21 protein-coding genes are annotated in these 20939 nt (G+C 61.9%); 9 read left to right on the plus strand and 12 right to left on the minus strand.

Annotated features, from left to right (window positions below; translation table 11 throughout):
- Positions 1–101 precede the first annotated feature (101 nt).
- From gyrA to JQ624_RS29510, 3 genes are all read right to left on the minus strand, one after another.
- Positions 102–2831 carry a DNA gyrase subunit A gene (gene gyrA, locus JQ624_RS29500; RefSeq protein ID WP_212422419.1) on the minus strand — a complete coding sequence of 910 codons (2730 nt, stop codon included), beginning with the start codon at positions 2829–2831 and terminating at the stop codon, positions 102–104.
- Between the two features lie 203 nt (positions 2832–3034).
- A complete protein-coding gene (locus JQ624_RS29505) occupies positions 3035–3433 on the minus strand; it encodes a DUF2306 domain-containing protein (protein WP_212422420.1) in 399 nt (132 codons plus the stop codon).
- Between the two features lie 242 nt (positions 3434–3675).
- On the minus strand, positions 3676–4167 hold the full coding sequence (locus tag JQ624_RS29510; protein WP_212422421.1) for a single-stranded DNA-binding protein: 492 nt from the start codon (positions 4165–4167) through the stop codon (positions 3676–3678).
- 512 nt (positions 4168–4679) lie between these two features.
- Here JQ624_RS29510 and JQ624_RS29515 point away from each other — a divergent pair.
- The 4 genes from JQ624_RS29515 (at position 4680) to JQ624_RS29530 (ending at position 10698) form a co-directional block, all read left to right on the plus strand.
- The gene (locus JQ624_RS29515; RefSeq protein ID WP_212422422.1) at positions 4680–5429 is read left to right on the plus strand and encodes an outer membrane protein; all 750 of its coding nucleotides are present in this window, start codon (positions 4680–4682) and stop codon (positions 5427–5429) included.
- A 226-nt stretch (positions 5430–5655) separates the two neighbouring features.
- Positions 5656–6309 carry an outer membrane protein gene (locus tag JQ624_RS29520; RefSeq protein WP_212422423.1) on the plus strand — a complete coding sequence of 218 codons (654 nt, stop codon included), beginning with the start codon at positions 5656–5658 and terminating at the stop codon, positions 6307–6309.
- 336 nt (positions 6310–6645) lie between these two features.
- Positions 6646–9630, plus strand: a complete 2985-nt coding sequence (gene uvrA, locus JQ624_RS29525; RefSeq protein ID WP_212422424.1) for an excinuclease ABC subunit UvrA — start codon at positions 6646–6648, stop codon at positions 9628–9630.
- Between the two features lie 516 nt (positions 9631–10146).
- Positions 10147–10698, plus strand: a complete 552-nt coding sequence (locus tag JQ624_RS29530) for a hypothetical protein (protein ID WP_212422425.1) — start codon at positions 10147–10149, stop codon at positions 10696–10698.
- 314 nt (positions 10699–11012) lie between these two features.
- Here the strand turns inward: JQ624_RS29530 and JQ624_RS29535 are convergent, their stop codons facing one another.
- Entirely contained in the window at positions 11013–11339 is a 327-nt protein-coding gene (locus JQ624_RS29535; protein WP_212422426.1) for a PRC-barrel domain-containing protein, read from the minus strand.
- Positions 11340–11525: 186 nt separating this feature from the next.
- Here JQ624_RS29535 and JQ624_RS29540 point away from each other — a divergent pair, with 186 nt between their 5' ends.
- Entirely contained in the window at positions 11526–12089 is a 564-nt protein-coding gene (locus JQ624_RS29540) for a hemerythrin domain-containing protein (RefSeq protein WP_212422427.1), read from the plus strand.
- Positions 12090–12133: 44 nt separating this feature from the next.
- Here JQ624_RS29540 and JQ624_RS29545 read toward each other — a convergent pair whose 3' ends face one another.
- Entirely contained in the window at positions 12134–12904 is a 771-nt protein-coding gene (locus JQ624_RS29545) for an AAA family ATPase (protein ID WP_212422428.1), read from the minus strand.
- 88 nt (positions 12905–12992) lie between these two features.
- Here JQ624_RS29545 and JQ624_RS29550 point away from each other — a divergent pair, with 88 nt between their 5' ends.
- On the plus strand, positions 12993–13331 hold the full coding sequence (locus JQ624_RS29550) for a hypothetical protein (protein WP_212422429.1): 339 nt from the start codon (positions 12993–12995) through the stop codon (positions 13329–13331).
- Between the two features lie 4 nt (positions 13332–13335).
- Here the strand turns inward: JQ624_RS29550 and JQ624_RS39405 are convergent, their stop codons facing one another.
- The gene (locus tag JQ624_RS39405; protein ID WP_283816976.1) at positions 13336–13467 is read right to left on the minus strand and encodes a hypothetical protein; all 132 of its coding nucleotides are present in this window, start codon (positions 13465–13467) and stop codon (positions 13336–13338) included.
- Between the two features lie 452 nt (positions 13468–13919).
- Here JQ624_RS39405 and JQ624_RS29555 point away from each other — a divergent pair, with 452 nt between their 5' ends.
- The gene (locus tag JQ624_RS29555) at positions 13920–14582 is read left to right on the plus strand and encodes an outer membrane protein (protein WP_212422430.1); all 663 of its coding nucleotides are present in this window, start codon (positions 13920–13922) and stop codon (positions 14580–14582) included.
- Between the two features lie 125 nt (positions 14583–14707).
- Here the strand turns inward: JQ624_RS29555 and JQ624_RS29560 are convergent, their stop codons facing one another.
- The 3 genes from JQ624_RS29560 to JQ624_RS39410 all read right to left on the minus strand — a co-directional run bounded on the left by JQ624_RS29560 (position 14708) and on the right by JQ624_RS39410 (position 17493).
- Entirely contained in the window at positions 14708–15565 is an 858-nt protein-coding gene (locus JQ624_RS29560; protein ID WP_212422431.1) for a PCC domain-containing protein, read from the minus strand.
- Positions 15566–15569: 4 nt separating this feature from the next.
- Positions 15570–17267 (minus strand): acyl-CoA synthetase, encoded by a 1698-nt coding sequence (locus JQ624_RS29565; protein ID WP_409334384.1) that lies wholly within the window; start codon positions 17265–17267, stop codon positions 15570–15572.
- Positions 17268–17364: 97 nt separating this feature from the next.
- Entirely contained in the window at positions 17365–17493 is a 129-nt protein-coding gene (locus JQ624_RS39410; RefSeq protein WP_283816977.1) for a hypothetical protein, read from the minus strand.
- Positions 17494–17582: 89 nt separating this feature from the next.
- Here JQ624_RS39410 and JQ624_RS29570 point away from each other — a divergent pair, with 89 nt between their 5' ends.
- A complete protein-coding gene (locus tag JQ624_RS29570) occupies positions 17583–18107 on the plus strand; it encodes a DUF3828 domain-containing protein (protein WP_212422432.1) in 525 nt (174 codons plus the stop codon).
- A 54-nt stretch (positions 18108–18161) separates the two neighbouring features.
- Here JQ624_RS29570 and JQ624_RS29575 read toward each other — a convergent pair whose 3' ends face one another.
- The gene (locus tag JQ624_RS29575; RefSeq protein ID WP_212422433.1) at positions 18162–18563 is read right to left on the minus strand and encodes an SPW repeat protein; all 402 of its coding nucleotides are present in this window, start codon (positions 18561–18563) and stop codon (positions 18162–18164) included.
- Positions 18564–18745: 182 nt separating this feature from the next.
- Positions 18746–19690, minus strand: coding sequence for a tetratricopeptide repeat protein (locus JQ624_RS29580; protein WP_212422434.1), 945 nt, complete (start codon positions 19688–19690; stop codon positions 18746–18748).
- 100 nt (positions 19691–19790) lie between these two features.
- On the opposite strand from JQ624_RS29580, the gene JQ624_RS29585 reads away from it, so the two are divergent.
- Entirely contained in the window at positions 19791–20063 is a 273-nt protein-coding gene (locus tag JQ624_RS29585) for a GNAT family N-acetyltransferase (protein WP_212422435.1), read from the plus strand.
- Positions 20064–20106: 43 nt separating this feature from the next.
- Here JQ624_RS29585 and JQ624_RS29590 read toward each other — a convergent pair whose 3' ends face one another.
- Positions 20107–20898, minus strand: coding sequence for a fumarylacetoacetate hydrolase family protein (locus JQ624_RS29590; protein WP_212422436.1), 792 nt, complete (start codon positions 20896–20898; stop codon positions 20107–20109).
- Positions 20899–20939 lie beyond the last annotated feature (41 nt).

The raw sequence follows: 20939 nt of genomic DNA on the forward strand, positions 1-20939 counted from the left end.
AGGTACTCGATCATCGACAACTATGTAGAACGCACAAATTGTCGTCGTCAGGCCAGGAACGGGCGTTCCAAGCCGTTTGAGCCTTTTGCAATCCCAGGGCGCTAACCGCCGTTCCCGCTCTCGCCGTTTTCCCCGTCGTCGCCGATATGCTCGACTGACACCACGTGCTCGTCTTCAGCCGTATCGAACACGATGACGCCCTGCGTGGAGCGGCCGGCGATGCGGATGTCCTCGACCGGGCAGCGGATCAGCTGCCCCTTGTCGGTGACCAGCATGATCTGATCGCTGTGCTCCACGGGGAATGACGCCACCAGCTTGCCGTTGCGGTTGTTGACGCTCATCGCGACGATGCCTTTGCCGCCGCGGCCGGTGGTGCGGTACTCGTAGGACGAGGTGCGCTTACCGTAGCCGTTGACGGAGACCGTCAGCACCACCTGCTCCTGCGCCGACATTTCCGCGTAGCGCTCCTGCGAGAGCTGGAGCGAACCCGAAGTCTCCTCGCCCTCGGCATCAACAGGCTCTTCCGCTGAGGTTTCACCGGCGACCGCGCGGCGCATCTTCAGGTAGGCCAACCGTTCGTCCGACGTGGTCTCGACATGGCGCAGGATCGCGAGCGAGATCAGCGTGTCGTTCTGGGCCAAGGCGATGCCGCGCACGCCCATCGAGGTGCGGCCGGTGAAGACGCGCACATCGGCGACGGGGAAGCGGATGCACTGGCCGCCGGCGGCCGTCAGCAGCACGTCGTCGTGTTCGGTGCAGATCTGCACGTCGACGATCGCCTCGCCCTCCCCGAGCTTCATGGCGATGATCCCGGAGCGGCGGACATCGACGAAGTCGGACAGCTTGTTGCGGCGGACGGTGCCTCCGGTGGTGGCGAACATCACGTCGAGATTGCCCCAGGAGGATTCATCCTCCGGCAGCGGCATGATCGTGGTGATGCGCTCGCCCTGCTCCAGCGGCAGGATGTTGATCAGCGCCTTGCCGCGCGCGTTGGGAGCTGCCACCGGTAGCCGCCAGACCTTCTCCTTGTAGACCTGGCCCTTCGAGGAGAAGAACAGCACCGGCGTATGCGTCGAGGCCACGAACAGCCTGGAGACAAAATCCTCGTCGCGGGTCTGCATGCCGGCACGGCCCTTGCCGCCGCGGCGCTGGGCGCGATAGGTCGAGAGCGGCACGCGTTTGACGTAGCCGGCGTGCGAGACGGTGACCACCATGTCCTCGCGCTGGATCAGGTCCTCGTCCTCGACCTCGCCTTCCTGCTCGATGATGACGGTCTTGCGCGGAGTGGCGAACTCGCCCTTCACCGCCGCAAGCTCTTCCTTGATGATCGCCTGCACGCGCGCGCGCGACCGCAGGATCTCGAGATAGTCGGCGATCTCCACCGCGAGCTTGTCGAGCTCTTCGGAAATCTCCTCGCGGCCTAGCGCCGTCAGCCGCTGCAGGCGCAGTTCGAGAATGGCCTTGGCCTGCTCCAGCGACAGCCGCGCGGTGCCGTCGGGGGCCATCCGGTGCCGGGGATCGTCGATCAGCGTGATCATCGCCTCGACGTCCCGCGCCGGCCAGTCGCGCGACATCAAGGTGTCGCGCGCGGTGTTCGGATCGGGTGAGGTTCTGATAACGCGAATGATCTCGTCGATATTGGCGACCGCGATGGCGAGGCCGACCAGGATGTGAGCGCGGTCGCGGGCCTTGTTGAGCAAGAATTTCGTGCGCCGCGTCACCACCTGTTCGCGGAAGGCGACGAACAGCGTCAGAAAGTCCTTCAGGTTCATCGTCTGCGGCCGGCCGCCGTCGAGCGCCACCATGTTGGCCGGAAAATTCGTCTGCAGCGGCGTGAAACGATAGAGCTGGTTCAGCACCACGTCGGGCACGGCGTCGCGCTTCAATTCGACGACGACGCGGAAGCCGTCGCGGTCGGATTCGTCGCGCAGGTCGGAGATGCCCTCGATCTTCTTCTCGCGCACCAGCTCGGCGATGCGCTCGACCATGGTGGCCTTGTTCACCTGGAACGGAATTTCGGTGATGATGATCGCTTCGCGATCCTTGCGGATGGTGTCGATGGTCACCTTGCCGCGCATCACGATCGAGCCACGGCCGAGGTGATAGGCCGAGCGGATGCCCTGGCGTCCGAGGATGATGCCGCCGGTCGGGAAATCTGGTCCGGGCACGATGTTGATGAGGTCGTCGATGCCAAGCGCCGGATTGTCGATCAGCGCCACGCAGGCGTCGATGACTTCGCCGAGATTGTGCGGCGGGATGTTGGTCGCCATGCCGACGGCGATACCACCGGCGCCGTTGACCAGAAGGTTCGGGAATTTCGCCGGCAGCACCGTCGGTTCGCGGTCGCGGCTGTCGTAATTGGCTTGGAAATCGACGGTGTCCTTGTCGATGTCATCGAGCAGCGTCTGCGCGATCTTGGTCAGGCGGGATTCGGTGTACCGCATGGCGGCCGCCGTATCGCCATCCACCGAGCCGAAATTGCCCTGGCCGTCGATCAGCGGCACGCGCATGGAGAAATCCTGCGCCAAACGCACCAGCGCGTCATAGACCGACTGGTCGCCGTGGGGATGGTATTTACCGATGACGTCGCCGACGGTGCGCGCCGACTTGTTGTACGACTTGTTCCACTCGAAGCCGTTCTCGTGCATCGCGTAGAGAATGCGGCGATGCACGGGCTTGAGCCCGTCGCGCGCATCCGGCAGCGCCCGCGCCACGATCACGCTCATGGCGTAATCGAGGTAGGAGCGTTTCATCTCGTCGAGAATGGAAACGGGACGAATATCGGAAGGCTCCGGCGGCTCGCCGGGTGTGTTATTTTCAGGGTCAGACAAAGGGGAATCCGGTCAGTTCTCAGCTGAGAATCATATAGCGCATCGGGGGTCCGATAACCACCCCGAAGCGCTCCGGACTGGATGTTTTTCCGCTCGTTTTTTCATGGACTTACCGGATCGGAAGCGGCTTCGATGGGGTGCGCGGGAATGCGCATTTTCAGGCCCTGAAAAGCGGGCGCTGGAACACCTTTTCCGGCATCGGCCTAATGGCCGAAAACCACCGCATGCATGATCCGGCCCGGCAGCAAGGTGAACAGGCCGGCAATGATGAGCGCGCCGAAAAAGATCGACATCATCGCCTTGCGGTGACCGCTGACATTGTGCCGGCGGGCATGCAGGACCGCGAGCACCAGCATGATCGGCACGAAGATCGACAGCAGGTGGATCGGGCTGAACGGCCCAACCATGCGGATCTCATGGATCCATAACGCGCTGATCGCAACCGCCGCCATCAGCACCACCCAGATCCAGCCGACGGTCCGGTGCGGCAGCGTCCCCTTGGGTGCTGCGAACTGCACGATGCCGAGCACGAACGCCGCGATGGCCGCGAAGGCGTGCAGCGGGATCGTCCCGGGGGCCTCCAGCAGTGGTGCGAGGCTCATGGTGGGCACTCCAGATCCGGTTGGCGTTCGATTGAATACCCGGAAAGGCGTTAGATCGACCTGTTAATGTTAATATCATTAACATCGATCAATGTCAAAACCCGGAACCCGATTCAATTTCGACTTAAAATCAATGGCTTGAAGATTGTTTCGGCGAATGGAGTCCAGCCCCGGCCCGACTCACGCACAAAGGCGTTCCCGGCGCACCTGCGCCGGGATTCCGGGCACCAAAAGATCCGCCCTCAGAACGGAATATCGTCGTCCATATCGCTGTTGCGCGCGCCTGCCGCGACCGCCCGCCTCGGCGCCGAGCTGACCGGCCCGCCGGAACCGAAGTCACTTCCAGCATCGTCGGAGCCGAAATTGCCGCCACCGCCGCCGCTGCGGCCGTCGAGCATGGTCAGGGTCGAGTTGAAGCCCTGCAGCACGACTTCGGTCGAGTATTTCTCGACGCCGCCCTGGTCGGTCCATTTGCGGGTCTGCAGCGCGCCCTCGATGTAAACCTTGGCGCCCTTCTTCAGATACTGTTCGACAATCTTGCAAAGCGGTTCGGAGAAGATGACGACGCGATGCCACTCGGTCTTTTCCTTGCGCTCCCCGGTGGCCTTGTCGCGCCAGGTTTCCGACGTCGCGATGCTCAGATTGGCAATCGGCCGCCCGTCCTGTGTCCGCCGGATTTCAGGATCCTTGCCGAGGTTGCCGACCAGAATCACCTTGTTCACGCTTCCCGCCATCGCCGCTCTCCACTCGATATCGCCGGCAAAAATCACTGGTCCGGCCGCTTCCGTGCAGCCGCCTTCAATTCTTGACCTGTCGCTGGTCCGCCTTCCGCGTCCGTTTCCGGACATCTGGAGCGACCCTATACGCTCGCAAGCCCCGCCGACTTAGCGATCCCTCGGCAAGTCGGCGGTTATCCACATATAGCATCGCCCCGGCCAATGTTCCAGCTTTGTTCCGGGAATCCACGTCGCCATGGGCTGAACTCGCTACTCAACTGTATGGCGACTTAGGTTCGCCACAATTGAGTCCAGAAAACGCCAAAATGGAACCGAAAGTTCCGCCCGCTAACGTGAATAACGTAACCATATCATCAGCTTGTCTCGATGTTTTGGTTCACGAGTGTTGCAGTTCGGTGACGCAATTTTCGAGCGAGTCGCGCTATAAAACTCACCTAGCGGCGCGGCGCTCGCGTCATCACGGCAACGCTTCGGGACCAATGGAAGCGGGCAAGAGCTGGAGATAGAGGATGAAGAAGTTTCTGTTAGGTACGGTTGCTCTCATCGCGTTCGCGGCACCTGCGGCGGCCGCCGACCTCGCTGCGCGTCCTTACACCAAGGCCCCGCCGGCACCGATCGCCGTCGTGTACGACTGGAGCGGCTTCTACATCGGCGCCAATGGCGGCTGGGGTACGAGCCGCAAGTGCTGGGACTTCGTGGACCCGGCCGGCGCTTTCGTTGCAGCCGAGGGTTGCCATGACGCAGACGGCGGCACCGTCGGCGGCCAGATCGGTTATCGCTGGCAGGCAGGTACCTGGGTGTTCGGTCTTGAAGGCCAGGGCAACTGGGCCGACTTCCAGGGCAGCAATGCGAGCCTGTTCTTCCCCGGAGTCAGGAACGAATCGCGCATCGATGCGTTCGGCCTGTTCACGGGCCAGATCGGTTACGCCGCCAACAACGTTCTATTCTACATCAAGGGCGGTGCGGCCGTTACGGCGGATCGTTTCCGCGCCTTTGATATTCCCACGGGCATCGTGGTTGCCACCACCGGCGATGACACACGCTGGGGCGCCAGCGTCGGCGCGGGCATCGAATTCGGCTTCGCTCCCAACTGGTCGGTTGGCGTCGAATACAATCACCTGTTCATGCAGGACCGCACCCACACCTTCGTCGACCCGACCGGCGCCTTCGTCGGCGACGACCGGATCAGCCAGGACGTGGACATCGTCACCGCTCGCATCAACTACCGCTTCGGCGGCCCGGTCATCGCGAAATACTGATCGCTGCTTTCAACCAACCAAGACCGAAAAGGCCGGCTCAACGCCGGCCTTTTTGTTTGGTTGTACCGCGGGACAGTCCGCACCCGCTTCGGTTGCATTGCGCATACATTTGCCGCGGATGTGGTTTTTCGGCGACAGCATTTTGGGATGACTTCGCGCTATATGCGCAGGCAACCTGAAATTGACTACTCCGGTAGTTGCGTTGGAAATGCCGAAAGGAAGAAACGTGAAGAAAATTTTGTTGACGACGACCGCCCTGATCGCGCTTGGGATCGCCCCCGCGGCCGCCGCAGACCTTGCCGCACGGCCATACACCAAAGCGCCCGCTATCGCGCCTGGGATCAACTGGTCGGGCTTCTATGCCGGCGTCATGGGCGGTTATGCCTGGGGCGACGACGTCAAGGGCGGCTTCGGCGGCGGCACCGTCGGTTACAACTGGCAGGCGCCCGGCAGCATGTGGGTTTGGGGCCTCGAGATCGACGCCGCCGGCGCAAGCGTCAAGGATTCGATAACGGATTTGTCCCTCGGCTTTCCTGTAACCGCGGAAGAAAAGATCCGCGCGTTCGGCAGCGTCACTGGCCGCGTCGGCGTGACCGCGGGCGCAGCCCTGTTCTACGCCAAGGGCGGCTATGCCTGGGCTGACAATCGCCTCTCGGCCACGGCGCTGGGCGTGACGTTGTTCGATGAATCCAAGGTTCACTCCGGCTGGACGGTTGGTGCTGGTGCCGAATATATGTTCGCACCGAACTGGTCGGCCAAGGTTGAATACATGTATGCCGACTACGGCTCTGAGACCTATTTCGCCGGAACGCCGTTCGCCGGCGATCTCGGTCTCACCACCCACAGCGTCAAGGGTGGCATCAACTATCACTTCAACTGAAGCAGCAAGGTCGGTGGGGAGGGCTTGTCTCGGCTGACCCGGATTCTCAAGGTTTGATAGCGAAAGGCCGGCCTCGCGCCGGCCTTTTTTTGTGCGGAACTGCTGACTGCTGCTGCCAAAAATCTTTGTTTGACGCGTTTTCCTGACGTGAACCGGTGCCCACATCGCTTGAAAACGCTATCGACCAAACAATCCGTTGATGATTCGCGCGCGGCACTGGAAATCCCTCGTCGTTCTTCCTATGTTCCAGCATTCTTTAATCGGCGCCTGAGCCCGGTCCTTGACCGGCAATGCGCGCCCAACGTGGCGCGCGTCTGCACGCCTGGAAATGCCGATATGGATGAAGTGCTCAGGGCGAAGCGCCAACCACCCGCCGGCTCCGCATTGCGTGCGATAACGATCCGCGGCGCGCGCGAGCACAATCTCAAGAACGTCGATCTCGAAATTCCAAGAGACAAGCTTGTCGTGTTCACCGGCCTGTCCGGCTCCGGCAAATCCTCGCTCGCCTTCGACACCATCTATGCGGAGGGCCAGCGCCGCTATGTCGAATCGCTGTCGGCTTACGCGCGCCAGTTCCTCGAGATGATGCAGAAGCCGGATGTGGACCAGATCGACGGCCTGTCGCCGGCGATCTCGATCGAGCAGAAGACGACGTCGAAGAATCCTCGCTCGACCGTCGGCACCGTCACCGAGATCTACGACTATATGCGCCTGCTGTGGGCGCGCGTCGGCGTGCCCTATTCGCCCGCCACGGGGCTGCCGATCGAAAGCCAGATCGTCTCGCAGATGGTCGACCGCGTGCTGGCGTTGCCCGAAGGCACCCGGCTCTATCTGCTGGCGCCGGTCGTGCGCGGCCGCAAGGGCGAATACAAGAAAGAGCTCGCCGAATGGCTCAAGAAGGGCTTTCAGCGCGTCAAGATCGACGGCACCTTCTATGAGCTTGCGGAGGCGCCCACCCTCGACAAGAAATTCCCGCACGACATCGACGTGGTGGTCGACCGCATCGTGGTCCGCCCCGACATCGGCCAGCGCCTCGCCGAGAGTTTTGAGACCGCGCTGAAACTCGCCGAAGGCCTCGCCGTGATCGAATATGCCGATGCGCCGGCAGGTGCTGCGGAAGAGAAGAAGTCCGACAAGAAGACCGCCAAGATCCATGACAAGAGCGGGCCGGAACGGATTTTGTTTTCGGAAAAATTCGCCTGCCCGGTTTCCAGCTTCACCATTCCCGAGATCGAGCCGCGGCTGTTCTCGTTCAACAACCCCTATGGCGCGTGTCCTGCCTGCGGCGGCCTCGGCGTCGAGCAGCATATTGACGAGGACCTCGTCATTCCCGACAAGGAGACGACCTTGCGCAAGGGCGCGATCGCGCCCTGGGCAAAGTCGTCGTCGCCCTATTACATCCAGACGCTGACGGCGCTCGGCAAATTCTACAAGTTCACGCTCGACACCAAGTGGAAGGACCTGCCGAAGAAGACGCAGGCAGCATTGCTGCATGGCTCCGGCGACGACGAGATCAAGTTCTCCTATGAGGACGGCGTCCGTTCCTACGACACCAAAAAACCCTTCGAGGGCGTCATCACCAACCTCGAGCGCCGCTACCGCGAGACCGAGAGCGAATGGGCGCGCGAGGAGCTGGCAAAGTATTTCTCCGACATTCCCTGCGCCGGCTGTAACGGCCATCGCCTCAAGCCCGAGGCGCTGTGCGTCAAGATCGGCGGCAAGCATATCGGCGAGATCTCGGAGCTGTCGGTGCTTCGGGCCGGCGAATGGTTCGAGAGCGTGCCGAAGGCGCTCAACGCGCAGCAGAACGAGATCGCCACGCGCGTGCTGAAGGAAATCCGCGAGCGGCTGTCGTTCCTGCTCGACGTCGGCCTGAATTATCTCACGCTCTCCCGCGCCTCCGGCACGCTCTCCGGCGGTGAAAGCCAGCGCATCCGCCTCGCCTCCCAGATCGGCTCGGGTCTGACCGGCGTGCTCTACGTGCTGGATGAGCCCTCGATCGGCCTGCACCAGCGCGACAATGCGCGGCTGCTGGAAACGCTGAAGCGGCTGCGCGACCTCGGCAATACCGTGATCGTGGTCGAGCATGACGAGGACGCGATCCGGCTCGCCGATTACGTGCTCGACATCGGCCCCGGCGCCGGCATGCATGGCGGCCACATCGTGGCGCAGGGCACGCCAGCAGAGATCATGAAGAACCCGAAATCGCTGACCGGCAAATACCTCACCGGCGAAATGTCGGTGGCGATCCCTGAGCGCAAGCCGCCGAACCACCGGCGAACCATCAAGGTCGTCAACGCCCGCGGCAATAACCTGAAGAACGTCTCGGCGGAAATTCCGCTCGGCCTGTTCACCTGCGTCACCGGCGTCTCCGGCGGCGGCAAGTCGACGCTTTTGATCGATACGCTCTACAAGGCGATCGCCCGCAAGCTGAACAATGCCAGCGAAGGCGCAGCCCCCCACGACCGCATTGAGGGGCTGGAGCATATCGATAAGATCATCGACATCGACCAGTCGCCGATCGGCCGCACCCCGCGCTCGAACCCCGCGACCTATACCGGCGCCTTCACGCCGATCCGCGAATGGTTTGCCGGCCTGCCCGAAGCCAAGGCGCGCGGCTACGAGCCCGGCCGCTTCTCCTTCAACGTCAAGGGTGGCCGCTGCGAGGCCTGCCAGGGCGATGGCGTCATCAAGATCGAGATGCACTTCTTGCCCGACGTCTACGTCACCTGCGACACCTGCAAGGGCAAGCGCTACAACCGCGAGACGCTGGAAGTCCTGTTCAAGGGCAAGAGCATCGCCGACGTGCTCGACATGACGGTGGAAGAAGCCGCCGAGTTCTTCAAGGCGGTCCCGCGCGTCCGCGAAACGTTCAGGACGCTGCACCGCGTCGGCCTCGACTACATCCATGTCGGCCAGCAGGCCACCACCCTGTCCGGCGGCGAAGCCCAGCGCGTCAAGCTGGCGAAGGAGCTCTCAAAACGCGCCACCGGCCGCACGCTCTACATCCTGGACGAACCGACCACGGGGCTCCATTTCCACGACGTCGCAAAACTATTGGAAGTGCTGCACGAGCTGGTCTCGCAGGGCAACACGGTGGTGGTGATCGAGCACAACCTCGAAGTCATCAAGACCGCCGACTGGGTGATCGACCTCGGCCCTGAAGGCGGCGACGGCGGCGGCGAAATCGTCGCCTGGGGTCCGCCGGAAGACATCGTGAAAGCGCCGCGGAGCTACACGGGGAAATTCCTGGCGCCGGTGCTGAAGAAGGCGGATGGCAAGCCAAGGAAGAGCGCGGGAGCGAGCGAGGCGGCGGAGTGATGTTGACAACCATTGGTTGCTTACATCAAACTGGTGCATTACGAGTGCTGTCCCCAAGCGCGAAACATAAGGCGCATCTTGCCCGTCGCTTCTCAATTGGCAAGTCGCAGAACAATAATTAGACGCCAGTGGGGGGAAAGCATTCTGGACGCGATCGAAAGAAAGTTTGAGCATTCATGCCTTTGTTAGCTTTCTGGGAATCCAATCCAGACGAAGTAGGCCAAACTTCGATCGAACAGATGTTATCAGGGCACAATAAACGCGATCGGATTTGACGGAATTTGGACTTCGCCTGAGGGACATTCGATAGTTGCTGAAGTAAAGACTACAGACGCATATCGTATACCGCTTGATACGATTGCCTCCTATCGGCAACGCCTGCTAGGCAGCAAGGAAGTAATTGAACCTTCGTCGATCTTAATCTTGGTTGGCCGACAAGATACAGGAGAGCTTGAGGCGCAGATACGGGGCTCGCGTCATGCGTGGGACATCCGTGTTATCAGTGCAGACTCCCTCGTGAAGCTTGTGCACCTAAAGGAAAACTCTGACGACCCCGAAACGGGACGAAAGATTCGCAGCCTTCTCACACCGATGGAATTTACGCGTCTGGATAGTTTGGTCGATGTGATGTTTGCAACCGTCACAGACGTCGAGGCAGGCATAATTGAAACCGTTGTCGATAAGATAGATGATACGACAACCAACTCAATCAAAGATACTTTCGTCACGCCAAGCGGGTGGGAGTTCACTGACACAGCGATGCTAGACGCAAAGCGGGCGAAAGCGATCGAGGCGCTCGCCAAAGTCATCGGGACGAAGTTTATAAAGAAGAGCCGCGCTCTGTACTGGGATGCTTCACACGAGAGTAGGCTCGCGTGCTCTGTTTCTAAGCGTTACACTAAGGGTGCTTATCCATATTGGTATGCGTACCATCCTCAATGGGATCAATTTCTGAGCGAAGGTAAGAAATCGTTCTTCGTACTGGGGTGTATGGATTTGCCGCATGCCTTCGCAATTCCGCTGGATATCCTGCAAGAACTTGTCGGCGTTAAACACGACGACAACTGAACGGAGCACCTATTGGCATATACATTTGGTTGAAATAGGCAGTGGTTCAATTGCGCTCCAGCTACCAAAAGTATCCCGGCAGCTACCGCTTGATGATTTTCGTATCTCGCTTGACTAGTCTTTCTAATGGTGATGGCTTGCGGCAACGAACGGGCGGAACCGTCGCGGAGCACGCAGCAAGCGCAGGGCGGATTAGCGAAGCGTAATCCGCCACTTCGACAGTCATGTTCCGTGCCCCTCAGCTCAACCGTGCTGTCGATACTGGGCGCTTTACCGTTCGCAAAACTGAAAGCCGGTCGCTGCGAAAGCTCGCCCTACACCGTCCAATAATGCGGATGCGGGCGCGAGCGGTCGCCCCAGTCGAAGTCGTCTTCATCGAGCTCGGACGGGCCGGCGCGCAGGTCCTCCAGCGTCAGCTCGACCGTGAAGGCCTGACGCGCTGGATCGAACCGGAGTGCGTCCCACCGAACTGGATGATGGTGGTGGCTGGCGAGCAGACCGCCGGTTTTTATCACGGCATAAGCGACAGCTCCGCTCACCTTGTCCAGCATCAGTCGCTCGATCGTACCGAGCTTTGCGCCGTCTCGCCCGTAGACGTTCGCGTGCTCGACGCGATCACTGGGCACCAGGGTATGAGGCATGGCGTCCTCCCTGTTTTCTTGTTCGGCAGGCATTATAGCACGAACAAGCCCGGCATGCGCGGACGTCCAGTCTGCCGCGCTGCACCAAAGCGCCAAGGGCTCTTTCCGTTGCGGTTTTGATCCAGCGCAAAATACCGCGACGGTTTTGAGCCTAGCCTTAATGGGCTCACGCTGTGGATCACGGCAATGATCATCGAGCTGCTAACCCGGGAACACCGTAATATCGAACGCCTGCTCGCCGTCCTCGAACACGAGCTGGACATTTTCGATCGCGCAGACCGGCCGGACTATGAGGTTATCCGGGCCATCATTGCCTATTTCGAAGTCTATACCGAGATGTACCACCACCCTCAGGAAGACCGGGTCTTTGCCAAGCTGAAAATTCGCGACCCCGTGGCCGCAGCGAAAGTCGGCGACCTCGCGCGTGAGCATCAAAAAGGGGCCGAGCGTTTGCGTCGCGTCGCAAAAGCGGTCGACGGTGTGCTCGCGGATCGCGAATTCCTTCGCCAGGACGTGGACGCCATCGTTCGCGATTTCCTGGAGCACGAGCGGCGTCACATCGTGATGGAGGATCGCGATTTCTTCCCTGCGGCCCTGAAGGCATTGCGGCCTGCCGATTGGACCGAAATCGCTTCGGCCTTGTCCCCTCAAAAGGACCCACTGTTCAGCGATGCCACGGAAACGAGGTTCGAGGCACTACGAGCACATATCTTGCAGTTGGAGCAGGAGGCTGAAGCCGAACGACGTTAGTCGCGCGCGAACGGGCACCGCGGGTCAACGCCCTGTTCCACGCCTCACTCCTCCATTACCGCTTCCACAAACCCCTTCGGGTCCTGGCAAAACTCCCGCATGACCCTGTAGTGATCGGTGTCCTTCACCGTCACCGGCTCAAGCCCATATTTGGTCAGCCGCAGCAGCCGCGCGTTGGGATACGCCATCAACATAGGCGAATGCGTGGCCATGATGATCTGGCAGTGGCCGATGTCGTCCATTCGCCGCATCAGCTTCAGAAACTCGATCTGGCGCGCAGGAGACAATGCGGACTCCGGTTCGTCGAAGATGAAGATGCCCTGCCGCTGGCAGCGCTCTTCAAAGAAGCGCAAGAAACCCTCGCCGTGCGAATGGGACAGGAAGTCAGGCGGGGGCGGCCCGAATGGGTCATCCTTGGCCGCCTTGTCCAGGTATCTTGCAACTGAGAAGAAGCTCTCCGCGCGGAAGAACCATCCATTCGTAACCTTGGGCAGCCAGCTTGCGCGAAGTGCAGTCGAGAGGCTGCCGCCCATCTTCTCCAGCGCGTCCGAATGGTCGACCGGCATATAGCCCTTGCCGCCACCGGCTTCGTCATAGCCTGCAAGCACGGCGATGCCTTCCAGCAGGGTGGATTTTCCGGTCCCGTTCTCGCCGACGATAATCGTGATCGCGCGATCGAAACTCAATTCGAAATTGTCGCGGAGCAGCGGAAGACAGAATGGATAGGTCTCGCGGTCGGTGATGCGCGAGGGCTCGAGCCAGATGCGCTTGAGGTACGGCGCCGGCAGATTGATCGGCCTGTTTCGTCGTGCCATGCGCTCTTATCCAACAACTGACGCAGTCCAGCGCTCCAATGCCAGCCTAACTCTCTGGCACAGTCTTCGGAACGAAACAAGAACATTCTTGAGCGTGCAGTTCATGCCCAACACCACCTACACCCTCTTCCGCAACGCTATCCTCGGCGAGCAACAGGTCGTCTGCCGCTATGATGGCCGCTTCCGCGAATTGTGTCCTCACATCATCGGCACCAACAAACGCGGCGAAGACGTCGTGCTGGCCTGGCAGTTCGCTGGCGAGAGCAGCGGGCCGTTGCCGCAATGGCGATGCCTGAAGCTCGCCAACGTCAGTGACGCGCGCCCGCGCTCCGGCGGCTGGCACGAAGGCGGCTCGCATCAGACGACGCAGACCTGCGTGAGCGAGATCGACCTCGACATCAATGTTCACGTGCGAAAGTTACGGTGACCGGTCACCTGGCGTTCGGCAGGCTGACGTCCGGGCCGACCGAGGCCTCTTCGACGCTCGGCCATGCACGGACGATTTCGACGAAATCCCGCGGCGACACGCCCGGCGGCAGGATCACCTGCATGTAGCGCCGCAATTCCTTCTCGGGCTTGGATAGCCCTGACTCGTCGGCCTCGGCCAGGGCCGCACCTTGTAGACGATGCTTCGCTCGCAATGATGTGGATAGGCCGTGATGTACGGAACACCCGCGTAAGGCTGCATCACAAGCTTGATCGAACGAACGCAGTCACCGCTCTTTCGCAGATCGAGAACGCATTCCGCTCCACACGTCGCCGCACTGCCGTCGAAATAGCAACCTGCCCGCGCCAATGCGCGGACGCGCTTCGGTCCAACTTTTGCCGGCATACGCAACGTATGGTTAACTCACAAGTGAACGTTCTCACATCCGCCGGACGTCGCTTGCAGACGGCTCTCACAGGGCGCGTTCGCGTCCTCTTTCACAAAACGATGCGTCACCACGCCGGTGCGATCGGTTCGCTATGGAGCCCGCAGGGGGTTATACGAATGTTCAACTTTAGGGGACAAGAAATGAAACGACTACTTCTAGCTGGTGTGGCCCTTTCGGTCGCGACTGCGGCCTCGGCCGCCGACATGCAGGCGCGGCCCTACACCAAGGCGCCCCCGGCGGCGGTGGTTGCGGTGTATAATTGGTCCGGCTTCTATATCGGCGCGATGGGCGGCTATGGCTGGGACAGTGGGAACAGTAGCGGCGGCTTCGGCGGCGGCACGGTCGGCTACAACTGGCAGCTCCCAGGCAGTCAGTTTGTTTTCGGTATCGAAGTCGACGCCGCCGGCGCCAGCATCAAGGACAGCCTCACCGCAGACATCGGCGGGGGCGTCCTGGCCACGGAGGAACTCAAGATCAACTCGTTCGGCAGCGTGACCGGCCGAGCGGGCTTCGCAATGGATGCGGCCCTCATCTACGCCAAGGGCGGTTTTGCGTGGGCCAACAGAAAGGATTCCGTTTCAGTGCCAGCGCTCGGCGTGGCGATTTCGGATAGCCAGTCCCACACGGGATTCACCATCGGCGGTGGCCTCGAATATTTGTTCACGCCGAACTGGTCGGCCAAGGGCGAGTACATGTACACCAGCCTCGGCAGCAAGACCTACAATCTGGGCGGCGACCTGTTTGACTCCGGCACCATCGACTTCCACACCATCAAGGTCGGCGTGAACTATCACTTTAGGTGAGACGACTCGTGTCGCTGCGTAGGGTGGGCAAAGCGAAGCGTGCCCACCATCCAGCACACGAACCTGAGAGATGGTGGGCACGGCGCTCTCGCGCCTTGCCCACTCTACGGGCCCTCACTCTGGGTTCACACCACCTCGAGCACCAGCTCCATCGTCATCAGCACCGGATTGTCGCCGCGCATCAGCCGGCCCTCGGCGATGCCGCCGAGATAATCGACCAGCGCGATGTCGAGCTCCGCCTGCAGCGTACCGTCCGCGCCGGGCGCGACGATGCCGGCCTTGATCGCAAGCTCGGTCGCAAACGGCACAACGGTTCGGCCATCGGTGAAATGCGCGCCGATGGTGGAGCCGACGCCGCCGTGAATCCGCGCGCGCAGGATTCCGTGCTGCCGGCAGAAGGTCTCCAGCGCCACAGCAAAATCCTGATTCGGCCGCAGCCGCAGTGCGAAGGCGCGGCTGTCGGCCTTCACATCCGTGCTGGCGCGCGCGACGGGGCCGAACAATTTGAAATTGGTCTCGGGATCGGGCTCGGCCGCGAAGACAGCGCCGTCGATGCCGAACGCTTCCACCGCGAACGATTCGGCGACGACGCTCTCCTCGGGCAGAATGTGGCCGCCGTGCAGATGTCCGTCGGTCTCGGTCCACAGCCCGTGACAATGGAAGAACGGCGCGCCGTCACGCTCGCCGAGCGTCATCGCGCCGAGCTTCAGCCGCGCGATGCCGGAGGGGCGAAACGTGTCGCTGTAGAACGCCGCATTGGCGCCGGTTTTCGACAGCGCCGGCATCACATAGGCAAAGGGCCCAAGCGCCCCTCCCCGCATGCCCAACACGCCGCCTGAAAAGCCCGCTTCGGCAAAACCGCGGCGCGCGGCCTCCAGCAGCGGCAGGCCGGCGGCAAGCGTGAATGAAAATGCCCGGCCCCGCGCCTCGACGCATTGGATGCGTTCGGGCGCGGGCGGCCCGGGCTGCGCGATGCTGCGCATCGCCTCAGCTACCCGTCTTGGAGACATTGTCATCGGACGCGTTTTCGTCACGCGAATCGGACGCCACTTCGCCCGAAAACGCTTTGGTCTCAAGCAACCCTCGCGCCTCGAGCTCGTCGCGGACCAGCCGCTTCGGAATCTTGCCGTAGCCGGACTTCGGCAGCGCCTCCCAGAAGAAGAAGCGCTTCGGCATCTTGTAACGCGGCACCTTCGGCGCCAGGAACGCCGCCAGCTCCGCCTCGCTCACGGCGCTCGCGCCCTCGCGCGCGACGCAGACGGCTACTCCGACCTCGCCCCAGAACGGGTCGGGCACGCCAAGCACGGCGACCTCGCCGATCGCGGGATGGGTGAGAATCTTCTCCTCGACCTCGCGCGGATAAATGTTGGAGCCGCCCGAGATGTACATGTCCGAGGCGCGGCCGGTGATGTAGACGAATCCCTCCTCATCCATATGACCGAGATCGCCGGTGCGAAACCAGCCGTCGCGAAACGCCTTCGCGTTGGCCTCGGGGTTGTCGTAATAGCCGGCGAATACGGCCGGACCGATCACGCAAATCTCGCCGGTCTCGAAGGGTTTAAGCTCGCGTCCGTCGTCGCCCTGGATCGAGACCTGCATGCCCGTACGCTCGAAGCCGCAGGTGCCGATGCGGGCCTGCGGGCCGTCCTCGGGATCGTGCAGGCTGGCCGGCATGACCGTGATGTTGCCGGTGACCTCACCGAGCCCGAAATACTGCACCAAAACCTTGCCGAGCTTACCCAGCGCGGCCTTCTGGTCCTCGCGGTACATCGGTGCGCCGGCATAGATCACGAAGCGCAGCGAGGAATGATCGTATTTGTCGACCGCGGGATGCTCGACCATCATCTTCAGGATGGTCGGCACCGTAAAAATGTTGCTGACGCGATGCGCCTCGATCAGCCGGAACGCTTCGGCGATGTCGAATTTTTCCGAAGGCAGCAGGATGGTCGGCACGCCACGCGCGGCCTGCACGAGCTGGTGCACGCCGGCGCCATGCGACAGCGGCGCAACCACCAGCGAGGCATCCGTCTCCGTCGTACCCGGCATCAGGTCGGCGAGATGATTTGTCACCACAAAGGCCATCTGGCCGTGGGTGAGCACCGCCGCCTTGGAGCGGCCCGTAGTACCCGAGGTAAAGAAGAACCAGCAGGGATCGTCGTAGTCGACCGCGGCATTCTCAACCCTGGCGCCGGCCTGCAACGCGATCACCTCGCCCACCGCCTTCTCGCCGAACGTGCCCTCGCCGATCCGCCAGATGAATTCCAGCGCGGGATTGGCGGCAGCCTTGGCGTGGTCCGGGAAATCGCCATGGCATAGAAACGCCTTCGCGCCGGAGGCGGTGGCGAGATAGGCGACCTCATCTGGCATCAGGCGGAAATTGGTCGGCACCCAGACCGCGCCTAATCGAAACGCTGCGAACATCGACCAGAACATCTCGTCGCAATTCTTGGAATGCACCAGGATGCGGTCGCCCTTGACGACCCCCCGTGCGGCAAGGCCCGCCGCCAGCGCGGAGACGTGGCCGTCGATCTCGCGCCAGGTCCAGGGTCTGTCGCCCCAGATGAAGCCCGTGCGGTCGCCATGGCGGCGGGCATTCTGGGTCAGCATATGCGCCAGGTTCATCACGCGGCGCGACATCCGCGCCAGGCCGCCGCGCGGGGTGGGAATAGTCACGGTTTCAGTCACAGGGAATCAACCTACGCTTTGAAAAACAGACATAGAACACCTCATGGCAACGATAGCAGAAAGCCCGGCGCCTGCTCAAATCCGCCGCGGGCCGGCGTCACCGCATGCCCGTCCCCTTGCAACGCTGGCACTTGACCACCCTGTCGCCCTTCTTCAGCAGGCCCTTGCCCTCGCAATTCTTGCATTTCTGCTTCTTCTTGATGTTGGGGCCTTTTTCATTGGCCATGATAAATCTCCCGGCAGGCGTTGCACGCTCACCATAGCCAGCCCCGCACTCCCGTCCATAAGCCCGCACAAACGATTTGAGAGATCACCATGGTTACCCGTCGAAAGCTGATATTGTCTGGCGCAGCCGGCCTGCTAGCCGCCACCTTGCCGCGCGCGTCGCTGGCGGCGCCGGACGATCCCGTGGGCATCGTGACCGCCATTTACACCCGTGCCGCCAAGGGCAAGGGCGATGGTGGCGGCGTGTTTGTGTTCGAGAACAAGGCGGCAAAGGCAAAGCATCTGTCGAAATCACTGATTGCGCTCTGGGCCAAGGCGGACGCCCGCACGCGAAAGGGCGATGGCGGGCCCGTCGATTTCGATCCCGTCACCAATTCGCAGGATCCGGACGTAAAGTCATTCAAGGTGGTCGCAGAGAAGCAGGAGGCCGACAAGGCTGTCATCGCGGTCACGATCGATAGCCAGCAGGGGCCACCGCCGAAACCGGCCGACCGGACCATCCGCTATGATTTCGTCCCCGAGGCCGGCGGATGGAAGATCGACGAGATCAAGGGTGCCGTCGACGGCAAGGCGTGGTCGCTCCGCGCCATGCTCACCGATTTCCTCAAATATTAGGCCTTGAGCGGTGGCCCTGCCGATCCCGCAAGACCGGCAGGCCACCATCGCAAATTACTGCGGATGGTCGGCCAGCTCCTGGTCGCTCAAGCGCCAATCCTGCCAGAGCTGAAGCGCACCCAGCAGGATGACGATTGCACCGAGAGCGATATGCCAGGCGCGAAGCAGGTCGTCACCGGCGTAGCCCAGGAAGAAGGGCGAGGCGATCAGCCAGAGGCCGAGCGCGATTTCGCCTACCTCCTCCCAGCGCTGCAGTGCGACATATTCGAGCTGGGCCAGACCGAAGACCAGCATGCCGACCACGAACGTATTGAGGATCATGGTGCTGCGTTCGGCGTCCATCACCTCGTGACTGGAGAAAGGAAACCACGGCGATACCACGATCAGCACGCCAATCAGCATGCCGAACCAGTCTTCCCACGTGCGATGCTTGCTGAAGAAACCAAAGCCCGACATTGTAGACCTCCCCTTGAAAAGAGGCATACGTCGGCGGCCGCGATCACGGCATTTTTCGATATCGAGCCCAAGACCCGGCCGCTTCGGCGGCGTATGTCATCCGAAAGACGTAGGAACCGCGCAACCCGTTGCAAGGCCCGGCTGCAAAGATCTTGCGAGCGCGAGCGCGGGCGCGCCGCACCCTATTGCGCTGCACCGAGCCGCTGCAGGCTTTCGCTTGCGGTGCGCAGGCCCGGACTGATCTCCAGCGCCTTGCGGAAATCGGCAATCGCGCCCGCCTTGTCGCCGAGCCGCATCTTGGCCTGGCCACGGTTGTTCCACGAATAGGCGTCGGCCGGATCGTATTGCAGCGCCTTGTCGTAATCGGCCAGACCGCCTCTTGTGTCACCCTGGAACAATTTGATCATGCCGCGATTGCGCCAGCCGCGGGCGTCCGTCGGCGCCAGCTTGACCACCTCGCCGTAGTCGGCAGCGGCACGGTCGAGCTGCTCGCTGTCGCGATAGGCATTGCCGCGGTTGATATAGGCCAGAACGTCGGGCTTTAGCTTGATCTCCATGGTGTAATCCGCCACCGCACGGACCATGTCGTGTTTGCGGTGATAGGCATAGCCGCGATTGCCGTAGGCGATGGCAAGCGCCGGGTTGTGCTTGATGGCGGCGCTGAAATCGGCGATCGCGCGGTCGAGGTCGCCCTTGTTGAACCAGGCATCGCCGCGGTTGTTGTAGGCCAGCGCGAATGCCGGATCGACGCGGATGGCTTCATCGTAATCGGCCATCGCGCGATCGAGATCGCGCTTGAAGGCGTAGACGCGGCCGCGGTTGGTGAGTGCGCAGGCTGAAGTCGGATCGAGCCGGATCGACTCGTTGAGGTCGGCGAGCGCCGCATCGTACTGCCGCTTCTCGGTCAGGCCGTGCCCGCGGAAGCAGTACGCAGCCGCAAGCTTGCTGCCGGTTTCGCTTTTGGCATCGATGACCGCGCTGCACGCGGCCACCTTGTCGTCCGGCGGCGTGGTCACGCTGATGCAGGTTTTCCAGCTCTGGTCGGCCTGGGCAGACGCGGCAGGCGGTTGCGCTGATATCACCGCAGTGCCCAGCAATGCAGCGGTCAAACAGGTCAAAATGCGCATATCAGCCAATCCCCGGCGAGCCAGTTCCTCCTTCGTCGCTGGTTTGCATCGGCGGGTTCATGCCCCTAAATGAAACGGTGAATCATCTGGGAATCGCCGCATGGCCGCTGTCCGCGACAACAAGGCTCAAAACCGCTTCGAACTCGACGTCGACGGCGCTATGGCATTTGCGAACTATCGCGTCACGCCCTCGGCGGTCATCATCACCCATACCGAAACGCCCCGCGCGCTGCGTGGCCGTGGCATTGCTTCCGAACTGGTCAGGGGCGCGCTGGAGTTGATCCGCGCCGACGGACGCAAGGTCATCGCCGGCTGCGGTTTTGTCGTGGATTATCTGCGCCGAAATCCGCAGTTTGCCGATCTGACGGGGTGAGCCGGCCCCCGCCATCGCGAGGGCAATCACGATGGGCGGCCCGTCAAACGATCCGGATCGACATATCCGGCAGGCCCTCGAGCTTGCACAGGAGCACGTCACCCTTCACGACCGGGCCAACATTTTCCGGCGTGCCTGAATAGATGATGTCGCCGGCCTTGAGTTCAAAGGCTTCCGAAAGCTTGGAGATCTGCTCCGCCACGCTCCAGATCATGTTGCGCAGATCAGAGTTCTGCTTGGTCGTGCCATTCACCGCGAGCGAGATCGCGCCCTTGGTGAAGTGTCCAGTCTTGGCCGCGGGGTGAATCGGCCCGAGCACGGCGGAGCGGTCAAAGCTCTTGCCGATTTCCCATGGCTTCTTCTCGTCGCCCATCGCGCGCTGCAGATCGCGCCGGGTCATGTCGAGGCCGAGCGCATAGCCGTAGACGTGGTCGAGCGCCTGCTCCGGCGAGATATTGGTACCGCCCGATTTCAGCGCCGCCACCAGTTCGACCTCGTAGTGATAGTTCTTGGTGAGCGAGGGATAAGGATGATCGCCGACTGCGCCGATAGCGACATTCTGGATCGCGTCGGTCGGCTTCTGAAAGAAGAACGGCGGCTCGCGATTGGGGTCCGAACCCATTTCGCGCGCATGCGCGGCATAGTTCCGTCCGATGCAATAGATCCGCCGCACCGGAAACACGTCGGTCTCACCCACAATCGGGATGGTCGTCGTGCCAACCGGAAAAATCGATTTCGGGCCGGCCTGCGCTGCGGCCGCGCCGCCTTGCACGGCCGTGCCGGCCAGCACCAGCGCGCCCGTTGCCAGGATGGTCCTGCGATCGACGTTGCTCATTGGCCTCCTCCTTGTCTTGCGAGTCTTCTTGTCCTCCCGCA

Source organism: Bradyrhizobium sp. AUGA SZCCT0283 (assembly GCF_018130385.1).
GTDB lineage: Bacteria > Pseudomonadota > Alphaproteobacteria > Rhizobiales > Xanthobacteraceae > Bradyrhizobium.

Excerpts from the sequence above, each read along its gene's own strand:
- JQ624_RS29590 (WP_212422436.1), bottom strand. The coding sequence starts at position 20,898 with ATGAGCAACGTCGATCGCAGGACCATCCTGGCAACGGGCGCGCTGGTG.
- JQ624_RS29555 (WP_212422430.1), top strand. The coding sequence starts at position 13,920 with ATGAAACGACTACTTCTAGCTGGTGTGGCCCTTTCGGTCGCGACTGCG.
- uvrA (WP_212422424.1), top strand. The coding sequence starts at position 6,646 with ATGGATGAAGTGCTCAGGGCGAAGCGCCAACCACCCGCCGGCTCCGCA.
- JQ624_RS29570 (WP_212422432.1), top strand. The coding sequence starts at position 17,583 with ATGGTTACCCGTCGAAAGCTGATATTGTCTGGCGCAGCCGGCCTGCTA.
- JQ624_RS29575 (WP_212422433.1), bottom strand. The coding sequence starts at position 18,563 with ATGTCGGGCTTTGGTTTCTTCAGCAAGCATCGCACGTGGGAAGACTGG.
- JQ624_RS29535 (WP_212422426.1), bottom strand. The coding sequence starts at position 11,339 with ATGCCTCATACCCTGGTGCCCAGTGATCGCGTCGAGCACGCGAACGTC.
- JQ624_RS29505 (WP_212422420.1), bottom strand. The coding sequence starts at position 3,433 with ATGAGCCTCGCACCACTGCTGGAGGCCCCCGGGACGATCCCGCTGCAC.
- JQ624_RS39410 (WP_283816977.1), bottom strand. The coding sequence starts at position 17,493 with ATGGCCAATGAAAAAGGCCCCAACATCAAGAAGAAGCAGAAATGCAAG.
- JQ624_RS29510 (WP_212422421.1), bottom strand. The coding sequence starts at position 4,167 with ATGGCGGGAAGCGTGAACAAGGTGATTCTGGTCGGCAACCTCGGCAAG.
- JQ624_RS29585 (WP_212422435.1), top strand. The coding sequence starts at position 19,791 with ATGGCCGCTGTCCGCGACAACAAGGCTCAAAACCGCTTCGAACTCGAC.
- JQ624_RS29580 (WP_212422434.1), bottom strand. The coding sequence starts at position 19,690 with ATGCGCATTTTGACCTGTTTGACCGCTGCATTGCTGGGCACTGCGGTG.
- JQ624_RS29540 (WP_212422427.1), top strand. The coding sequence starts at position 11,526 with ATGATCATCGAGCTGCTAACCCGGGAACACCGTAATATCGAACGCCTG.
- JQ624_RS29515 (WP_212422422.1), top strand. The coding sequence starts at position 4,680 with ATGAAGAAGTTTCTGTTAGGTACGGTTGCTCTCATCGCGTTCGCGGCA.
- JQ624_RS29560 (WP_212422431.1), bottom strand. The coding sequence starts at position 15,565 with ATGCGCAGCATCGCGCAGCCCGGGCCGCCCGCGCCCGAACGCATCCAA.
- JQ624_RS29545 (WP_212422428.1), bottom strand. The coding sequence starts at position 12,904 with ATGGCACGACGAAACAGGCCGATCAATCTGCCGGCGCCGTACCTCAAG.